The sequence below is a fragment of the Ensifer sp. Root423 genome (genome assembly GCF_001426275.1).
Taxonomy (GTDB): Bacteria; Pseudomonadota; Alphaproteobacteria; order Rhizobiales; family Rhizobiaceae; genus Ensifer; species Ensifer adhaerens.
Map to the genome: position 1 here is coordinate 110,657 of NZ_LMEG01000005.1, position 16,103 is coordinate 126,759.

A 16,103-nucleotide genomic window follows, 5' to 3' on the forward strand; every position below is an offset into this window, starting at 1 on the left:
CGCCTTTAAGGCCGGGCAGCGGCAGCGGCCGGCCTTGCCGCCGGACGGACAAGTTTCTATATGTCGCGGAACTGAAAGTGCCGCGACGCGCTCTATGCATCCGATTGATGCCGGCCGCCGCGGAGCCGAAGATGCCGTGGGCCGAGAGTTCCTCGGCAAAGCATCGCATGAAGCGTGAAACAGGGCAGGCGCAAGGTTGCCGCCCGAAGGCCGGATTGGATCCCGTGAACAGTCTCGATTTTGACCGCAAGCCCGAAGATACGCGTGTCGTCGTTGCCATGTCCGGTGGCGTCGATAGTTCCGTCGTTGCCGGCCTGCTCAAACGCGAGGGCTACGACGTTCTCGGCATCACGCTGCAGCTCTACGATCACGGCGCCGCCGTGCACCGTGCCGGCTCCTGCTGTGCCGGCCAGGACATCGACGATGCACGCCGCGTCTGCGAAACCCTCGGCATTCCCCACTACGTGCTCGACTACGAAGCGCGCTTCCGCGAAACGGTGATCAATCCCTTCGCCGAAAGCTATATCGCCGGCGAAACGCCGATCCCTTGCGTTGCCTGTAACCAGACGGTCAAGTTTGCCGACCTGCTTTTGACCGCCAAGGAGCTTGGCGCCGATGCGCTGGCGACCGGCCACTACATCCGCTCGCGCCCGAGCCCGAAACCGCGCTATGCCGGCCAGCGGGCGCTCTACCGGCCGACGGATGCCGATCGCGACCAGAGCTACTTCCTCTTTGCAACGACGCAGGAGCAGATCGACTATCTGCGCTTCCCCTTGGGGCATCTCTCCAAGGCCGAGACCCGCAAGCTCGCCGAGGAGATGGGCCTCGTCGTCGCCCAGAAGGCAGACAGCCAGGACATCTGTTTCGTGCCCCAGGGCAAGTACAGCGACATCGTGTCGAAGCTGAAGCCGAATGCAGCGCTTTCCGGCGAGATCGTGCATCTCGACGGCCGCGTGCTCGGCACGCATGAGGGCATCCTGCACTACACGATCGGCCAGCGCCGCGGCATCGGCGTTGCGACCGGCGAGCCGCTCTACGTCGTCTATCTCGACGCCCGCTCGCGCCGCGTCATCGTCGGCCCCAAGGAGGCGCTGGAAACGCGCCGCGTCTACCTGCGCGACGTCAACTGGCTGGGTGATGAGGACGTCGAAGTGGCCGCTGCGCGGGGCTTTGAATGTTTCGCCAAGGTGCGCTCCACCCGCCAGCCGGCGCCTGCCGTGCTCGCGATGGACGAAGAGGGCATCTATGTGGAGCTTGCGGAAGGCGAAGCCGGTATTGCACCCGGCCAAGCCTGCGCGCTCTATTCCGGCGTCGGCGAGGATGCGCGCGTTTATGGCGGCGGATTTATTCGCAAATCGGAACGCGAAGCCGGCGCAGAAGCCGCGCTGAAGGCGCTGCTTTCGGCGCAGGCAGCCGCCTGAAGCCCTTGATTTCCGGGCTGTTGTGAAAACTTCACATTTTCCCGGAGACTTGGGTTGACAGTGGGCGGAAGCGGGCCGTATAAGCCGCCCGTCCAGTCAAGACGGCTTCCACTTCGAAGCCCTGACGCGGTACCCGGCGGAGTAGCTCAGTAGGTTAGAGCAGAGGAATCATAATCCTTGTGTCGGGGGTTCGAATCCCTCCTCCGCTACCATTCGTTCCCGAAGGAATCGATAATAGTTTGCTTGTACGGCTGTAGCTCGCCGCGATTTTCCGGAATTTTGACACCCAAAACCGGAAAAACGTAAATTCCGCTAAAGCTGTCAAAAAAGCCACTGCCGCGTCGTCGCGGTTCGCGACGATGCCGAGATTGTAGCAGGCGATCCAGAGCGACTGCAGCTTGCTGGCAAAGCGACCAGTGAGCTTGGCACGACCGTTCGGCCGAGAAGCGCTCGGCGCCGGTTGGAAACCTTCGTTTCGGAAGACGGCGAGCACTCTCTGACGTTCTTGCTCTGTCATGTCTTTGGTCGAGGCCTTGCCGGTGATGTGAGTGAGCTTGGCACGGTAGGTGTCATCGTCCAGGCCGAGTTTCTTCTTGGCGACATGAATGGCAGCAAGGGAACTGCTCATCTGACACCTCCCACCAGAGCGCAGCAGTCGTGACTTGCACTGCCGCATGCCTTATTTTTGCAGCTAGGGGTTATTCTACGGGGAAGGGGGAAGCGATGAGCGCCGATCGCGGATCGAGAGTGGTTACGCATGTGGTGGTGATAATACTTGCCGCCACGTTGCCCGTGGCAATGTTTGGGGAACCTGGCGACGGGTACTTCGAGTTTCTCAAAGAATTTCAGACGCTGCTGACAGGCTTGTTGGCAGTGGGCGCCGCGGCGTACACGATCAGCGAGATGATCAAGAGTGATGCCAAGCAAGAGCAACGACATCGAGAAATGGTCGAGATCTCCATGCTTCCATCGAAACTCGCTGTCGCGAGGGTCGCCGAATATCTGCCTAAAAGCCTTCGGCACTACTGCGAGCAATTTCGCTTGTTCAGTGAGCTTTTGGACAAAGATACATTGCAACCTGCCTGGGACAAAGAAAGCGTCAGGCAGGTCATCCGGGCGTGCATGAGTGCTCACAATCTTCGCAAAGATTTGTTGAGCGAGCGGGTCACCTCTTGTCACTACCTCTTCGATCACGACGTCATGCAAAACCTCGAAGAGCTTCGTGGCTGGAGTGGTAGTCTTCTCGCGCGTCTGCCGGATGACTTCGCCATGCCAATCCTTGCTGAGGAGGAAGTGCCTGCCCGGCCGGCATGGTACAATCGCGGCCTCTATGCTTACCTGGAGGTCATGAGCCACTCGGCCGGAGTGCTTGCCGACGAAATCGATGAATGGGCGGAGCAATTTCATTTGCCGCCTCGGAAGGCGCCAGACAGGTCGGGTTGGATGATCCCCATGGATGCCGTATTTCCTAAGAAGCCGACTGACGGCTGAACCCAAGCTAGTTCGGCCAGCCGACCGGCTACCTTTCACCGTCTCGAAAGCAATCCTGTGCATTCTGCAATCGGCAATTGTCCCGAGAGGTTTATGATGTCGGCTGGCTACCGGGCGTATTTCGTGGCGCTCGCGATTGTTATCGCCACAGCGGTTTTTGTGTTGATCTTTACCGGCGAGGCTCGAACGCTCGATGGATCCTCGGATAATTTTTTCCGGAACGTCCTGTACGATTTCCAGACGCTGATTACCGGCGTTCTTGCGCTTGGGGCCGCCTGGTGGACCGTGCACACGATGCAAATTGCGGACGTCAAAGTTAACCGGCGACACGAGCAGGCGATGGAACTCGGTCTGCGAGGTGACAGACTTAGGATTGAACGGGCGCTTAACCCTCAGGGTTTTGAGCTGGGCGCTTGGCACGGGAAGCTCCCCGAGCTTCAGCGACGCACAGAAACTTCGGATCTCGCGAAAGTTTATTGGGACATATTTCATCTTCAGCGAGGGATTGCTGATATCCTCAGCCGCACGCAGTTCATCGCCGGCGCCGAACTTTTTGGCGGAGACCTGGCGCACCGCGTCCTGGACATGCAGAGGTGGACCGAGAACATTTCCGGACCGGTAGACAACTGCTATCGGTTCTTTAATGACCCGATGCCTAAGTCGGACAAAGAAGAGTGGGAATTCAGTTGCTGGCTTGATGATCACGGCATCGAAGCGAAGCTCTACGATTATGTGAAGTACTGCCGAAACTTGATCCCGTCGCTGTTGGAGGGGTTGGAGACGGTCGGCGCTCAATACGGCGTGAAAGTAAGCCATATTAGGCCCTCGCTAGATCGATTGTGACGGCCTGCCAATTGGCCGCGATCGACGATCGCTCGTAGCATCGCACATACGTCTTGGAACCGACGACGCGCATGGCATCGCGGATCGCATCCATGGCCCGCTTCCAGCGCTCATCCTCGATTTCCAAGCGGAGCAGCATGAAGATCTCGGCCCGGTTGATCTGGCCGGCTCTGTCAGTGTTGAACGCCCGCGTCACGATCGCGCGTATCTCCGGCCGACTATCAGCTGACCATTCGTTCAAGCACTCGTCGACGAGACCCTTGGCGATTTGGAGCTGAGGTCCGAAATCCACCGCGTCCTGCACTTGTACTTGAACCTTCATCAGGCCGTCGAAGGTCATGAAGGTCTTGTTGCCTTTAGCGCCGCCTTTCGATGCTCCGTACTCCTGAGCAAGTAGTGCTTCAAGGGACGGTTCCATTCCGCAATCTGGAGATGACTGCTCGTGGCTGGCCGGTTACGGCATCAATCTCTAACGATTTTAAGATTGCAATGATTGATGAGGTAGATCTGACGCGAAAGCGCTCGTCTGAGGCACGCACAATCGCCGTCAATGGTGCGGCGGCTTCAAGGGCAATGTCAGCGCCGGTCCGCTCTTGACCCCGAACTGTCTGCGGAACTGCCTTGACGCGCTGCCGTCAAAGAGCGATTGCGGCAGCGGGGCGCCGATGGCCCATTTGTATTTGGCGTCCTGATCGTTGCTCAGCGCCTGATGCGCCACGGCGCTCAGGGGCAGGACGTATTCCGGCTTGCGCAGGCCTCTTTCGGAATTGCCGAGCCAGGTCAGTACCACCAGGATTTCGCCGCCGAGTTCCAACGCATCGAGTGCGAGCGGTTTTCCGCCGACGGAGGCGCGGACGGCCTGCTCGTGGAACTTGAACGCGCTGAGTTTCAGTTCGTTTTGCGGATCCGTCATTTCGGGCCTTCCTGGATATGTTGCTACGCTGTCTTGAGCGGCGATTCGTTCAGTCAGCGTCCCCTATCATAATCCCTCTGGCCATACATGGGGCTGATGATCGATGCAAAAAGGCGCCGCCATCGTCGATCGCAGCGCCTGCAGATGCGGCTTGAGAGGGTGTGCGTAGAAACCAGTCAGGCATGCTGCCCGGCTGCCGCCGCGGGGTAGGTCGCTTCAGCGATGAATCGACGAAGTGATCGTCGTGTAGTCCGGCAGGTCGATGTTGGCGATTTCGGCTGCGCGATATTGGGACAGGGCGAAGTGCATGATGGCGATCACGGTGATCGAGAAGACCAGTACGGTGACGTTGACGCCGAAAGCGGTTTTGATCATGTCCTTGTCCTCCAGTCCCTGCGTTCGTTGATGTGTGGCTAAGAACCGTGACATGGAGACTATCGTGTGGCGTCAATCGTGCTGTTCCCCGGGGAACATGGAATATGGTTGCTGAATTCTTAACCGGCGTGGCCTGAAAACCGCAGGTGCGGAGATCGCTTGCGATCGTCGGGGCTGCGGATAAGGTGCGCGGTCCGGGACCGGATCAGGACCGGACATCTTCACAGGCTGACGCCCTCGCAGAGTCGCGTTGGCCACAGCCGGACGCGCGGCACGCCTCGCGCTGCCACATTTTCAGAAGCGATTGCATCATGACCATCTCCATCCGCCCCTCCCGTCCATCCGATTTTCCGCGCACCTTCGAGATCTGGCGCAGCGCCGTTGTCGCCACCCATGATTTCCTGACGCCGGAGGATTTTGCTGCGATCGAGGTGCTGGTGCGCGACCAGTATCTGCCGGCCGCCGAGTTCTGGATCGCCGCGGATGAAAATGACCTGGCGCTCGGTTTAATGGGCATGAGTGGGGCGCAGATCGACTCGCTCTTCGTCCAGGCCGAGGCGCGCGGCGCTGGCGTCGGTCGGCGGCTTGTCGAGCATGCGATGAGCCTGCATCCGGTGCTGACGGTTGACGTCAACGAGCAGAATGTGTCCGGCGCCGGTTTCTATCGGCGAATGGGTTTTGAGGTGGTCGGGCGTTCGCCTGTCGACGATGCAGGCCGGCCCTATCCCCTGCTGCATCTGAGGCGCGGCTGAACGACGCGAGACGGCGCCCGATCAGGCGGCCGGCTTGTCGATGGTGATCAGGAAGAGGACGGCAGAGGCCGCCGGTTCGATGGTTAAGGAGGCTGCACCCGTCAGCACGGCCGTGTCGCCCGCTGCCAGTTCGGCCGTGGCGTCACTTGCGGTCAACCGCACGGCGCCGCCGTGGCAAAGCACGAGGGTCGTGCCCCCCAGGCTTTCTGCCCTGTGCGGATGATCGAGTGCCAGTCGCTGAACCGAGTGCGTGAGCCTGCCGCGCCGTGTCATGACGTTGAGGTCGACGATCGGACCGTCGACGAGGGTCGCTGATGTCGCGACGTCGGCCGGGAAGGGGAGCGGCGCCGTCTCGCCGGTCAACAAAGCGGGCTTGCGACCCTCGATCATCAGCCGCATACCCTTGCCCTGAAGGATCGACAGCGTGCGGTCGATACCGGGGAAGCTGGAGAAGGGGCCATCGGTGGCGACGGTCGCCATGCTGACGCGCCAGTCGAAATCGGCAAGCGACGCCTTCTCGGGGAAAATGGCGATCTCCACCGTCTCACCGCCGCCGTTCTTCCAGGGCATGCGCTTGTAGTCTTTCGCGCAAAGCAGCTTCATGGCGTGCCTCCTTCGATCAGTGTGCGCATGCGGGCGAAGTCGCCGTTGAGCGGCCGGTCGTCGGCATAGGTGGGGATTTCCGAGCGAATGCGCCGGTAAAGCGCGTCGGTGCGTGCGGCGCGGCCACGCGGCTGCAGGTCATAGGCCTGCGACGCCGCAAGCAGTTCGATCGAAAGGATCGTTTCGAGGTTGTCGGCGATGGCAAGTGCCTTCCAGGCGGCCGGCGTCGCATGCGTCAGGATGTCCTCCTGCAGCGCCGAGGTGATGCCGCCATCGAGGCTGGCGGGGGCCGCGAGGCGCCGGTTTTCAGCGGCAAGTGAGGCGGCGGTGTACTGGGCGATCATCAAGCCGGAGGCAACACCGCTATCGCCGGCGAGGAAGGCCGGCAGGCGGCTCACCAGCGGATTGACGAGCCGGTCGATGCGGCGCTCGGAGATGGCAGCGACTTCGGCAACGGCGACGGCCAGGCTGTCCATGGCAAGGCCGAGTGCAGCGCCCACCGCATGGGCCTGCGAATGCACCTCCGGCGCTTCGGGCGTGCCCGACACGGCCGGGTTGTCGGTGAGGCTTGCAAGCTCGCGGTCAACGACTTCGGCGACGTGGGCCAGTGCATCGCGGGCAGCGCCATGCACATGCGGCACGGCACGAAGGCTTAAAGGATCCTGCGTGCGGGTGCCGGCGGTCTCGGCGAGCATCGGGCTGCCGGCAAGAAAATCGCGCAAGGATGCTCCGACCTCATCCAGCCCCTTGGAGCGGCGAAGCGCCAATGGACCGGCGGCAAAGGCATTCGCCTGGCTGCCGAGGTTTTCATAGGTCATCGCGGCGGCGGCATCCGCCCAGTCGAAGAGGTGCGTAGCGCGCGACAGTGCCAATGCCGCAAGGCCGGTGGCGCAGGGCGTGCCGTTGACAAGGCTCAGGCCCTCCTTGGCTTCGAGCCTGAGCGGCTTGAGGCCGATCCGCGCGAGCGCCTCGACGCCGCTGATCTTGCCCTTGCCGTCATCGACGGTGCCGTGGCCGATCAGCACGAGGCCGATCGCGGCCGCATGGGTGAGATAGCCGACCGAGCCGCGCGAGGGGATGTCGGGGATGAGGTTGGCGTTGAGCAGTGCCAGCAGCGCCTCGACTGTCTCGATGCGCACGCCGGAATAGCCGTGGGCGAAGTTGGCGATCTGGGCGGCCATCACCGCCCGGGCTTCGGGCCGGGCGAGCGGTTCGCCAACGCCGCAGGAATGGCTGAGGATGATGTTGCGCGATAGCGCCTGCTGGTTCTCGCGGTCGATGACGACGTCGCAGAGCGCGCCGACACCGGTGTTGATGCCGTAGCCGCGGATGCCGCGCTCGACCAGAGCGTCGACGACCCGGCGAGCGTGGACGATGCGCTGGCGTGCTGCATCGGAAAGCGCGAGCGGTGCGCCATTGGCGACCGCTGCGATTTGCTTCCAGGTCAGTGGTGCATCGAGGACTACATTCTCACTCATGGGCTTCCGGTCGTCCCTGTCGGCGTTGCACGAAGCGGGCAACGTAATCGTTGGCCGGCCGTTCCAGAATATCGTCCGGCGTGCCGACCTGCACCACCTGGCCGTCCTTGAGGATGGCGATTTCCGAACCGATGCGCAGCGCCTCGTCGAGATCATGGGTGATGAAGACGATGGTCTTTGAAAGGTTCTGCTGCAACTGCAGCAACTGGTCCTGCATGTCGGCGCGGATCAAGGGGTCGAGTGCCGAGAAGGCCTCGTCCATCAGGATCACATCGGTATCGGCGGCCAGCGCCCTAGCCAAGCCGACGCGCTGCTTCATGCCGCCGGAAAGCTGATGCGGGTACTTGGCGTCGTAGCCGGCAAGGCCGACGGTCTCGATCCATTTCATGCCGATGTCGCGGGCCTCGGCCTTGGGCAGGCCGCGCACGCGCTGGCCGTAGATGACGTTCTGCAGCACGGTGCGATGCGGCATCAGCGCGAAGCTTTGGAACACCATGCTCACGCGGTGCATCCGGAAGGTGCGCAGCGCTTTGGCGTCGAGGTCCAGGATGTTGCTGCCGTCGAAGGCCACTTCGCCGCTGGTCGGCTCGATCAGCCGGTTGATATGGCGCACCAGCGTCGACTTGCCGGAGCCGGAAAGCCCCATGATTACAAAGATCTTGCCGGCGCCGATCGTCAGGCTGACATTGTTGAGACCGACGCTGCAACCGGAGCGGGCGAGGATTTCGGACTTGTTGAGCCCTTCCTTGGCCATGGCGAGTGCGGCTTTCGCGTCCTGCCCGAAGATCTTGTAGACGTTGCGGATCTCGATATCAGCCATTGCGGGGATCCTCCGTCCGGCTCTTGCCGAAGCCTTGCGTGATGCGGTCGAGAACGATCGCGAGAATGACGATGCCGATACCGGCTTCCAGCCCCTTGCCGACGTCGAGCGTCTGGATGCCGTTCAGCACCTGCTCGCCGAGGCCGCGGGCGCCGATCATCGAGGCGACGACCACCATCGACAGCGCCATCATGATCGTCTGGTTGAGGCCGGCCATGATTGTCGGCGTAGCGAGTGGCAGCTCGACACCGAAGAGGATCTGGTTGGGGCTGCCGCCGAAAGCGGTCGCTGCTTCCACCACTTCATGGTCGACCTGGCGGATGCCAAGATCGGTAAGGCGAATGAGTGGCGGCACGGCATAGATGATGGTGGCGAGGATCGCCGGGACCTTGCCGAGGCCGAAGAGCATCAAGGCCGGGATCAGGTAGACGAAGCTCGGCATCGTCTGCATGACGTCGAGCACCGGCAGGGTGATGCTGCGCACGGTCCGGCTCTTGGCGACGAAGATGCCCATCGGCACGCCGATGACGACGGAGACGATCGTTGCCATCAGCATCAGGGCGAGCGTCTGCATCGTCAGGTCCCAGAGGCCGAGCACGCCGACGAAGAACAGCAGCACGCCGACGGCGACCGTCAGGGTCCAGCGCTTCGAGCTTTGCCAGGCGAGCGCCATGAAGATCAGGATGACGACCCACCAGGGCAGGCCGCGCAGGATCCATTCGATGAATAGAACGGCTTTCAGAATGACGGCGCTGATCGCCTTGAAGACCCAGCCATAACCGCTGACCAGCGCCTGGATGAAATCGTTCACCGGCCCGCGAATGGAGAGATTGAGAGAATCCGGAAACATCGGATGCGTTCCTTGCTCGGGCTGCCAGCGGACACAGATCGGCCGCCGGCGGCACTTGCCACGGGTATGTGGCCGGCCGCCGGATCAGGATTCATCGCCGCGCTAGACGCGGCGATGAAGCCCAAGTCAGCGGCTGGTCGCGATTACTTGAGGCTGGCTTCGATCTTGCCGCGGGCTTCGTCCGAAACCCACTTGCCCCAGACATCGGCCTTGGTTTTCAGGAACTCGGCGGCCGCTGCCGTCGCGTCGACCTTGTTGTCGGCCATGTAGGCGAGGCTGCCGTTGACGGCGTCGAGCGGGAAAGTCGCCTTTTCGAGGATGGCGATGATTTCAGGGGCTTCCTGCGCGAAGGTGCTGTTGACGCCGTAGGAGACGTCGACCGACGGGAAGGCGCAGCCCTGCTCGCGCTTGCCGTTGGCGCTCGAAAGCTCCTTCCAGCACTCTTCGCTATAGGCCGGCTCTTCGAGTTGCACGAGCTTGAACTTGCCCATGATCGCCGTCGGCGACCAGTAGTAGAAGAGGATCGGTTCGCCCTGGAGGTAAGCGGACGTGATGGCGGAATCGAGCGCCGTGCCGGTGCCCGGGCGGAAGTTCACATAGGTTTCGCCGAGCTTGTAGGCTTCGAGCTTGGCGGAGCTGACGCCCTCGCAGGTCCAACCCGAGGGGCAGTTGAGGAAGCGGCCCTTGCTGGGCTCTTCCGGATCGGCGAAGAGCTCGACGATCTTGGGGTCGGAGAGCTGCGACACGCTCTTCAGGTCCGGCGCCTTGGCTTCAAGGCTGCGCGACGCATCGCCCTTGATGACGTATTCCGGCACGAACCAGCCTTCGCTGGCGCCGACGAAGGTCTTGCCGACGGCGACGACCTTCTTTTCCTCGACCGCCTTGTTCCAGACGTCCGAACGGCCGAGCCATTCCTCGGCGAAGATCTGGACGTCGTTGTTGGCGGTTGCCTGTTCCAGCGTCACCGAGTTGCCGGGGATCGAATCCACCTGGCAGTCGTAGCCCTTGGCAAGAATGGTCTTCATCACTTCGGTGATGAAGGCGCCGCTTTCCCAATCGATGCCGGCGAACATGACGGTCTTGCCGTCGCCGCAATACGAAGCGCTGGCGCTGCCGGTGGAGGCCGCGAGCACGAGGCCGGTTGCGGCCAGGGTGAGTTTCAATTTGTTGATCGACATTAAGCTGTTCCCTGATTTGATTTTTGGCTTTGACGATTACTTCAGTTTCATCAGCACCCGCGCAAAGGCGCGGTCGATATCGTCCTCCCGGTCGTGGCGTCCGTTCCGGATCTTCCACGCGCCCGCGACCATGACGTCGCGGACAGTCTCGCCGCCGAGTGCAAAGAGCCAGCGGTCGAGGATCTGGTTGTCGGTGGCGGCGGCGATGTAGGGATTGCTGCCGTCAAGCACGACGAAATCTGCGCGCGCGCCGACGGTGATGCCGGCCGCCTTCTGACCGGCGGCCTGGGCGCCGCCCTTGAGCGCCGCGTCGAAGATGGTTCGGCCGATCGAGGCGCCCGGCCCGGTGGCCAGCCGGTTGCGGCGGCGGTCGCGCAGGCGCTGGCCGTATTCGAGCAGCCGCAGTTCCTCGGCGACGCTGGTCGCCACGTGGCTGTCGGTGCCGACGCCGATGACGCCGCCTTCGGCCGTGAAATCGACCGCCGGGAAAATGCCGTCGCCGAGATTGGCCTCGGTCGCCGGGCAGAGTCCGGCAACGGCGCCCGAACGCGCCAGACGCTGCCGTTCGCTTTCCGTCAGATGCGTTGCGTGGATTGCGCACCAGCGTGCGTCGACGGGCATTTCATCGAGCAGCCACTCGACCGGGCGGCGGCCGCTCCAGGCGAGGCTGTCGTCGACTTCCTTGGTCTGCTCGGCCACATGGATGTGGATCGGACCGGCAACGGGTGCGGCATCGAGGATGATGCGCATCTCCTCGGGCGTTGCGGCGCGCAGCGAATGGATGGCGTAGCCGAGCGTATGGCCGGCGTCGCGGCAGAGCGGCGCGAGCCGCTCAAGCAGTGCGAGGAAATGATCAGGATCGTGCAGGAACGGCCGCTGGCCGGGATTGGGCGCGACGCCGCCGAAATTGGCGTGGGCGTAGAAGACAGGCAAATGCGTGAGGCCGATGCCGGTCGTGCGGGCGGCAGCGAGAATGCGCAGCGACATTTCGGCCGGGTCGGCATAGGGGGTGCCGTCGGCCTGGTGGTGCAGATAGTGAAACTCGGCGACGTGGCCGAAACCACCCTTCAGCATTTCCATGTAGAGCTTGGCGGCGATCGCCTCGACGTCGTCAGGGTTTACCAGCCCGACGGTGCGATACATTTCCTCGCGCCAGGTCCAGAAGCTGTCGTCGCCGCTGCCCGCCACTTCGGCAAGGCCGGCCATGGCGCGCTGGAAGGCGTGGGAGTGAAGGTTGGCGATCGCCGGGATCAGCGGCCCGGCCGTGCGCTCGTCGCTGCTAGCGGCGGCGCTGCCGGTTTCGATCGCTGCGATGCGACCGGAAGCGTCGAGCGAAATCGCGACGTTTTCGGCCCAGCCGCCGGGCAGGAGAGCCCGTTCTGCAAAGATCCGGTTGACGGGAAAACTAGCCATGTGCATTTTCCTGTACGTAGTTGTATATGGAACTATAGATATTTTACGCTGGCGCGCAAGCGTGAAATGAACGAAAAGATTCGAGGGCGAATGCGCATGATTTGTTCGGCGGCGCGGAAAGGCGGGGCTTGAGTTGATGACGGCACTGGGAAAACGGAACGAGACAATCGCTTTCGAAGACGGCCCGATGCCGCGCTACGAGGCGGTCAAGCAGTTCATCCGCAGCCGCATCGAGAGCGGTGAATGGCCCGCTCATCATCGGATCCCCTCGGAAAACGAGATCGTTGCCGACCTCGGCGTCAGCCGCATGACCGCCAACCGGGCGCTGAGGGAACTGGCAACCGAAGGCGCGATCACGCGGGTGCAGGGCGTCGGTTCTTTCGTCGCCGCGCACAAGGGTAGCACTGCGCTGCTCGAAGTCCGCAACATCGCCGACGAGATCCATGAACGTGGCCACGCCCATACGTCGTTGATGACGCTGCTCAAGGAAGAGGTCGCGACGCCTGACATCGGCTATGCACTCGGGCTTGCCACCGGCGCCCGCGTCTTCCATTCGATCATGGTGCACTCGGAAAACGGCCTGCCGATCCAGATCGAGGATCGTTTCGTCAATCCGGCGATCTGCCCGCGCTATCTGGAACAGGATTTCCAGGCGATGACGCCGAACGCCTATCTGACGGCGATGGCGCCGATCACCCGCACTGAGCAGATCGTCGAAGCGGTCGCACCGCAGCTCTGGGAATGCAAGTTGCTCGGCATCGACCGCAACGAACCGTGCCTGATGATCCGGCGCCGCACGTGGTCGGACGCAGGCAATGTGACGACGGCGCGGCTGCTCTATCCCGGCACGCGCTATCGGCTCGAAGGCATGTCGCAGTAGGTTGCGGGTGGGTGTAATCGGGAAACCGCACATCTTTTCCTTGATCCCGCTCTATTCTCGACAACATTCCGGTCGATTCGGAGGATCGACCGCCTAAGGGGAGGATGACGAGATCATGGTTGAGGACCCGCTGAAGCTTCGCACCGAGCTCCCGAGACCCGATGTCGGCGCCGAGGAGGCGCGTTCGCTGCTCGCCGAACACTATGGCCTGTCGGGCACGATCAGCGAGCTCGGCAGCCAGCAGGACCGCAACTACCGTCTCGACACCGGCGAGCGGCGCTATGTGCTGAAGATCTGCCGGGCGGAATACGAACCGCTGGAACTGGAAGCGCAGAATGCGGCCTTGCGGCACCTTGGCAAACGTCTGCCGACGGCACGCGTTGCTGAGGTCGTGCCCTCTCTCAAGGGCGAGGCGATCGAGAGCGTTGCCGTCCGCGGCGCGGATTATCGCATCCGCTTGCTCACCTATCTCGAAGGCGAACCGCTCACCCGGCGCAAACATCTGTCGCGCGAAGCCGTGGCTGCTCTCGGCGGCCTGGCGGGTCAGCTCGCGTCGGCATTGGAGGACTTCGAGCATCCGGGGCTCGAGCGGGAACTGCAATGGGATCTGAGGCGCGCCGGCCCCGTCGTCCTGCATCTGCTTACCGATATGGCGGACCAGCAGCGCAAGAAGCGCATCGCTGAACTGATGGTCGGTGCCATGCGGCGGTTGCAGCCGCTTACCCCTGAGCTCAGAACCCAGGCGATCCACCATGACGTCACCGACGACAATGTGGTCAGCCGGCTCGACGTGGCCGGCCGGGCGATGCCGGACGGCGTCATCGACTTCGGCGATATCCTCAATGGCTGGCTGGTTGCAGAACTCGCTGTTACCTGCGCCTCGCTGCTGCATCATGCGGATGGAGACCCCTGGTTCATCCTACCCGCGGTCAAGGCGTTTCATGCGGCATGCCCGTTGACCGAGGTGGAACTGAAGGCGCTTTGGCCGCTGATCGTCGCGCGCGCTGCGGTGCTGGTCGCAAGCTCCGAACACCAGCTCTCCCGCGAGCCCGACAATGCTTACGTCGAGGGCAATGCCGCGCATGAGCGGGAGATCTTCGAGGTCGCGTCGTCGGTGCCTTCGGCATTGATGGAGCACGCCATTCTTTCGGCCGTCGGCTTCGCACCGGACTCGGCCCGAGTGACCGGTGAGAGCCTGATCCAGGGGCTCGGCCCCACTGACGTGCGCCAGATCGACCTCTCGATCCTGAGCCCGCTGTTGCCAGAGGAGCGCTGGCAGCACCAGGGATTGCCGATCTCGCTGCTGCAACACGCCGCCCATGCAATCGGCATCGCGACGACGCGCTATGGCGAATACCGGATGACGGAGACCCAGCTGCGGTCACCGAAGCCCGATGCCACCTTCGCACTGCATGTCGACATCTGCCTGGAGGCCGGTCGCGAGATTGTCGCTCCCTTTGCCGCCCGTATCGTCCGGCAGGACGGGCTGCTGGTGCTCGAAGGGGCCGAAGCCAGCCTGTTTCTCGAGGGCGTGGGAGCCGGTGCCGACCTCGAGGAGACGATCGTTGCTGGTGCCGTGCTGGGCGTCGTCTCTGGTGAACAGCACTCCTACGGCCTGATCCGCGTCCAGCTTTGCCGCGAGCATGGTCTCGTGCCTCCGCTTTTCGTCGTGCCGCGTCAGGCGGCGGCGTGGAAGCACTTGTGCCCGTCGCCGGCCGGCGTCCTCGGCTTCGAATGCGATGGGCCGGAGCCGCACAGCGAAACACTGCTTGCCCGCCGCCAGCAGCACTTCGCCAGGCCGCAGAAGAACTACTACCTGAAACCACCGCAGATCGAGCGCGGCTGGAAGGACCATTTGTTCGACATCGAGGGCCGCAGCTATCTCGACATGGTCAACAACGTGACCATTCTCGGCCATGGGCATCCGCGGCTTGCAGCCGCGGTGGGGCGGCAATGGTCACTGCTCAACACCAATTCGCGTTTTCACTATGCCTCCGTCGCCGAACTCTCGACGCGGCTTGCAGCGCTCGCGCCGGATGGGCTCGACACGGTGTTTCTGGTCAACAGCGGCTCGGAGGCGAACGATCTGGCACTGCGGCTCGCCTGGGCCTATTCCGGCGCGCGCAACATCGTGAGCCTGCTCGAGGCCTATCACGGCTGGACGGTCGCGAGCGACGCAGTGTCGACCTCGATCGCCGACAATCCGCAGGCGCTCGAAACCCGCCCGGCCTGGGTGCATCCGGTCACCGCGCCCAACACCTATCGCGGCGAGTTCCGCGGCGCCGACACGACCGACAGCTATGTGCGCTCCGTCGTCAAGAAACTGACCGAGCTGGACGCGGCGGACGAGAAGCTCGCGGGCTTCATCTGCGAACCGGTCTACGGCAATGCCGGCGGTATTCCGCTGCCGAAGGGCTATCTCGACGCGGTCTATGCCATGGTGCGGGCCCGCGGCGGCGTCTGCATCGCCGACGAGGTGCAGGTCGGTTATGGTCGCCTCGGAGACTATTTTTGGGGCTTCGAGGAGCAGGGCGTCGTGCCCGATATCATTACCGTCGCCAAGGGCATGGGTAACGGCCATCCGCTCGGCGCCGTCATCACCCGCCGCGAGATCGCCGATGCGCTGGAGAAGGAGGGGTACTTCTTCTCGTCCTCGGGCGGCAGCCCGGTGAGCTCCGTCGTCGGGCAGGTGGTCCTGGATATCCTGACCGAAGAACGGTTGCCGGAAAACGCACAGGTGGTCGGCGGCTATCTGAAGGCGCGGCTCGAAGCGCTAGGGCAGCACTTCCCGCTGATCGGCGCGGTGCATGGCATGGGACTCTATCTCGGCGTCGAATTCGTGCGCGATCGGGAGACCCTGTCGCCGGCGACCGAGGAGACGGCGGCGATCTGCGACCGCCTGCTCGATCTCGGCGTCATCATGCAGCCGACCGGCGACCACCTGAACGTGCTGAAGATCAAGCCGCCGCTCTGCCTATCCTGCGAGAGCGCCGACTTTTTCGCCGACATGCTGGGCCGGGTGCTGGAGGAAGGCTGGTAAAGGCGAAAACGCCGCGGGGAGGGCCGCGGCGTCTCGTTGGCGCTTT

Annotated in this window: 14 protein-coding genes, 1 tRNA gene and 2 pseudogenes; 7 read left to right on the forward strand and 10 right to left on the reverse strand. The window is 63.0% G+C overall.

Annotated elements, in window-relative coordinates:
- Positions 1-167: 167 nt before the first annotated feature.
- Together mnmA and ASD01_RS08080 are read left to right on the forward strand one after the other, a co-directional pair.
- Positions 168-1,421 (forward strand): tRNA 2-thiouridine(34) synthase MnmA, encoded by a 1,254-nt coding sequence (gene mnmA / locus ASD01_RS08075; protein ID WP_051659745.1) that lies wholly within the window; start codon positions 168-170, stop codon positions 1,419-1,421.
- A gap of 135 nt (positions 1,422-1,556) precedes the next feature.
- A tRNA-Met gene (locus ASD01_RS08080) sits at positions 1,557-1,633 on the forward strand.
- 131 nt (positions 1,634-1,764) lie between these two features.
- Here the strand turns inward: ASD01_RS08080 and ASD01_RS08085 are convergent.
- Positions 1,765-2,097 (reverse strand): annotated as a pseudogene (locus ASD01_RS08085) (phage protein GemA/Gp16 family protein); the annotation flags it as partial.
- A gap of 47 nt (positions 2,098-2,144) precedes the next feature.
- Between ASD01_RS08085 and ASD01_RS08090 the strand changes: the two are divergent.
- Both ASD01_RS08090 and ASD01_RS08095 read left to right on the forward strand, forming a co-directional pair.
- Positions 2,145-2,912 (forward strand): hypothetical protein, encoded by a 768-nt coding sequence (locus ASD01_RS08090; RefSeq protein ID WP_034806463.1) that lies wholly within the window; start codon positions 2,145-2,147, stop codon positions 2,910-2,912.
- 96 nt (positions 2,913-3,008) lie between these two features.
- Complete coding sequence (locus ASD01_RS08095; RefSeq protein ID WP_127889450.1) at positions 3,009-3,755, forward strand: hypothetical protein; 747 nt, start codon at positions 3,009-3,011, stop codon at positions 3,753-3,755.
- On the opposite strand, the pseudogene ASD01_RS08100 reads toward ASD01_RS08095, so the two are convergent.
- The 3 genes and pseudogenes from ASD01_RS08100 to ASD01_RS35430 all read right to left on the reverse strand — a co-directional run.
- Positions 3,730-4,158: pseudogene (locus ASD01_RS08100) on the reverse strand (DUF3164 family protein); the annotation flags it as partial. The gene ASD01_RS08095 and the pseudogene ASD01_RS08100 overlap by 26 nt on opposite strands.
- 144 nt (positions 4,159-4,302) lie before the next feature.
- A complete protein-coding gene (locus ASD01_RS08105; protein WP_034806483.1) occupies positions 4,303-4,668 on the reverse strand; it encodes a hypothetical protein in 366 nt (121 codons plus the stop codon).
- Between the two features lie 216 nt (positions 4,669-4,884).
- Positions 4,885-5,043, reverse strand: coding sequence for a hypothetical protein (locus tag ASD01_RS35430; RefSeq protein ID WP_156133954.1), 159 nt, complete (start codon positions 5,041-5,043; stop codon positions 4,885-4,887).
- A 311-nt stretch (positions 5,044-5,354) separates the two neighbouring features.
- Between ASD01_RS35430 and ASD01_RS08110 the strand changes: the two genes are divergently transcribed.
- The gene (locus tag ASD01_RS08110) at positions 5,355-5,795 is read left to right on the forward strand and encodes an acetyltransferase (protein ID WP_034806719.1); all 441 of its coding nucleotides are present in this window, start codon (positions 5,355-5,357) and stop codon (positions 5,793-5,795) included.
- 21 nt (positions 5,796-5,816) lie between these two features.
- Here the strand turns inward: ASD01_RS08110 and ASD01_RS08115 are convergent, their stop codons facing one another.
- The 6 genes from ASD01_RS08115 to hutF all read right to left on the reverse strand — a co-directional run bounded on the left by ASD01_RS08115 (position 5,817) and on the right by hutF (position 12,137).
- Entirely contained in the window at positions 5,817-6,398 is a 582-nt protein-coding gene (locus ASD01_RS08115) for a HutD/Ves family protein (RefSeq protein WP_034806486.1), read from the reverse strand.
- The gene (locus tag ASD01_RS08120; RefSeq protein WP_034806489.1) at positions 6,395-7,876 is read right to left on the reverse strand and encodes an HAL/PAL/TAL family ammonia-lyase; all 1,482 of its coding nucleotides are present in this window, start codon (positions 7,874-7,876) and stop codon (positions 6,395-6,397) included. Before ASD01_RS08120 ends, ASD01_RS08115 begins: the two co-directional genes overlap by 4 nt.
- The gene (locus ASD01_RS08125; protein WP_051659742.1) at positions 7,869-8,696 is read right to left on the reverse strand and encodes a quaternary amine ABC transporter ATP-binding protein; all 828 of its coding nucleotides are present in this window, start codon (positions 8,694-8,696) and stop codon (positions 7,869-7,871) included. The genes ASD01_RS08120 and ASD01_RS08125 overlap by 8 nt, the downstream gene beginning before the upstream one ends.
- The gene (locus ASD01_RS08130) at positions 8,689-9,546 is read right to left on the reverse strand and encodes an ABC transporter permease (RefSeq protein ID WP_034806492.1); all 858 of its coding nucleotides are present in this window, start codon (positions 9,544-9,546) and stop codon (positions 8,689-8,691) included. Before ASD01_RS08130 ends, ASD01_RS08125 begins: the two co-directional genes overlap by 8 nt.
- A gap of 143 nt (positions 9,547-9,689) precedes the next feature.
- Positions 9,690-10,724 carry an ABC transporter substrate-binding protein gene (locus tag ASD01_RS08135; RefSeq protein ID WP_034806494.1) on the reverse strand — a complete coding sequence of 345 codons (1,035 nt, stop codon included), beginning with the start codon at positions 10,722-10,724 and terminating at the stop codon, positions 9,690-9,692.
- A gap of 36 nt (positions 10,725-10,760) precedes the next feature.
- A complete protein-coding gene (hutF, locus tag ASD01_RS08140) occupies positions 10,761-12,137 on the reverse strand; it encodes a formimidoylglutamate deiminase (RefSeq protein WP_060643814.1) in 1,377 nt (458 codons plus the stop codon).
- Between the two features lie 136 nt (positions 12,138-12,273).
- Between hutF and hutC the strand changes: the two genes are divergently transcribed.
- Together hutC and ASD01_RS08150 are read left to right on the forward strand one after the other, a co-directional pair.
- Positions 12,274-13,017, forward strand: a complete 744-nt coding sequence (gene hutC / locus ASD01_RS08145; protein ID WP_034806500.1) for a histidine utilization repressor — start codon at positions 12,274-12,276, stop codon at positions 13,015-13,017.
- 115 nt (positions 13,018-13,132) lie between these two features.
- Complete coding sequence (locus ASD01_RS08150) at positions 13,133-16,057, forward strand: aminotransferase (RefSeq protein WP_034806503.1); 2,925 nt, start codon at positions 13,133-13,135, stop codon at positions 16,055-16,057.
- Positions 16,058-16,103 lie beyond the last annotated feature (46 nt).

What these genes read in the sequence shown, in the direction of transcription:
- ASD01_RS08120 (WP_034806489.1), bottom strand. Translation starts at nt 7,876, where the DNA reads ATGAGTGAGAATGTAGTCCTCGATGCACCACTGACCTGGAAGCAAATC.
- hutC (WP_034806500.1), top strand. Translation starts at nt 12,274, where the DNA reads ATGACGGCACTGGGAAAACGGAACGAGACAATCGCTTTCGAAGACGGC.
- ASD01_RS08125 (WP_051659742.1), bottom strand. Translation starts at nt 8,696, where the DNA reads ATGGCTGATATCGAGATCCGCAACGTCTACAAGATCTTCGGGCAGGAC.
- ASD01_RS08115 (WP_034806486.1), bottom strand. Translation starts at nt 6,398, where the DNA reads ATGAAGCTGCTTTGCGCGAAAGACTACAAGCGCATGCCCTGGAAGAAC.
- ASD01_RS08130 (WP_034806492.1), bottom strand. Translation starts at nt 9,546, where the DNA reads ATGTTTCCGGATTCTCTCAATCTCTCCATTCGCGGGCCGGTGAACGAT.
- ASD01_RS35430 (WP_156133954.1), bottom strand. Translation starts at nt 5,043, where the DNA reads ATGATCAAAACCGCTTTCGGCGTCAACGTCACCGTACTGGTCTTCTCG.
- ASD01_RS08105 (WP_034806483.1), bottom strand. Translation starts at nt 4,668, where the DNA reads ATGACGGATCCGCAAAACGAACTGAAACTCAGCGCGTTCAAGTTCCAC.
- ASD01_RS08095 (WP_127889450.1), top strand. Translation starts at nt 3,009, where the DNA reads ATGTCGGCTGGCTACCGGGCGTATTTCGTGGCGCTCGCGATTGTTATC.
- hutF (WP_060643814.1), bottom strand. Translation starts at nt 12,137, where the DNA reads ATGGCTAGTTTTCCCGTCAACCGGATCTTTGCAGAACGGGCTCTCCTG.
- mnmA (WP_051659745.1), top strand. Translation starts at nt 168, where the DNA reads ATGAAGCGTGAAACAGGGCAGGCGCAAGGTTGCCGCCCGAAGGCCGGA.
- ASD01_RS08135 (WP_034806494.1), bottom strand. Translation starts at nt 10,724, where the DNA reads ATGTCGATCAACAAATTGAAACTCACCCTGGCCGCAACCGGCCTCGTG.
- ASD01_RS08110 (WP_034806719.1), top strand. Translation starts at nt 5,355, where the DNA reads ATGACCATCTCCATCCGCCCCTCCCGTCCATCCGATTTTCCGCGCACC.
- ASD01_RS08150 (WP_034806503.1), top strand. Translation starts at nt 13,133, where the DNA reads ATGGTTGAGGACCCGCTGAAGCTTCGCACCGAGCTCCCGAGACCCGAT.
- ASD01_RS08090 (WP_034806463.1), top strand. Translation starts at nt 2,145, where the DNA reads ATGAGCGCCGATCGCGGATCGAGAGTGGTTACGCATGTGGTGGTGATA.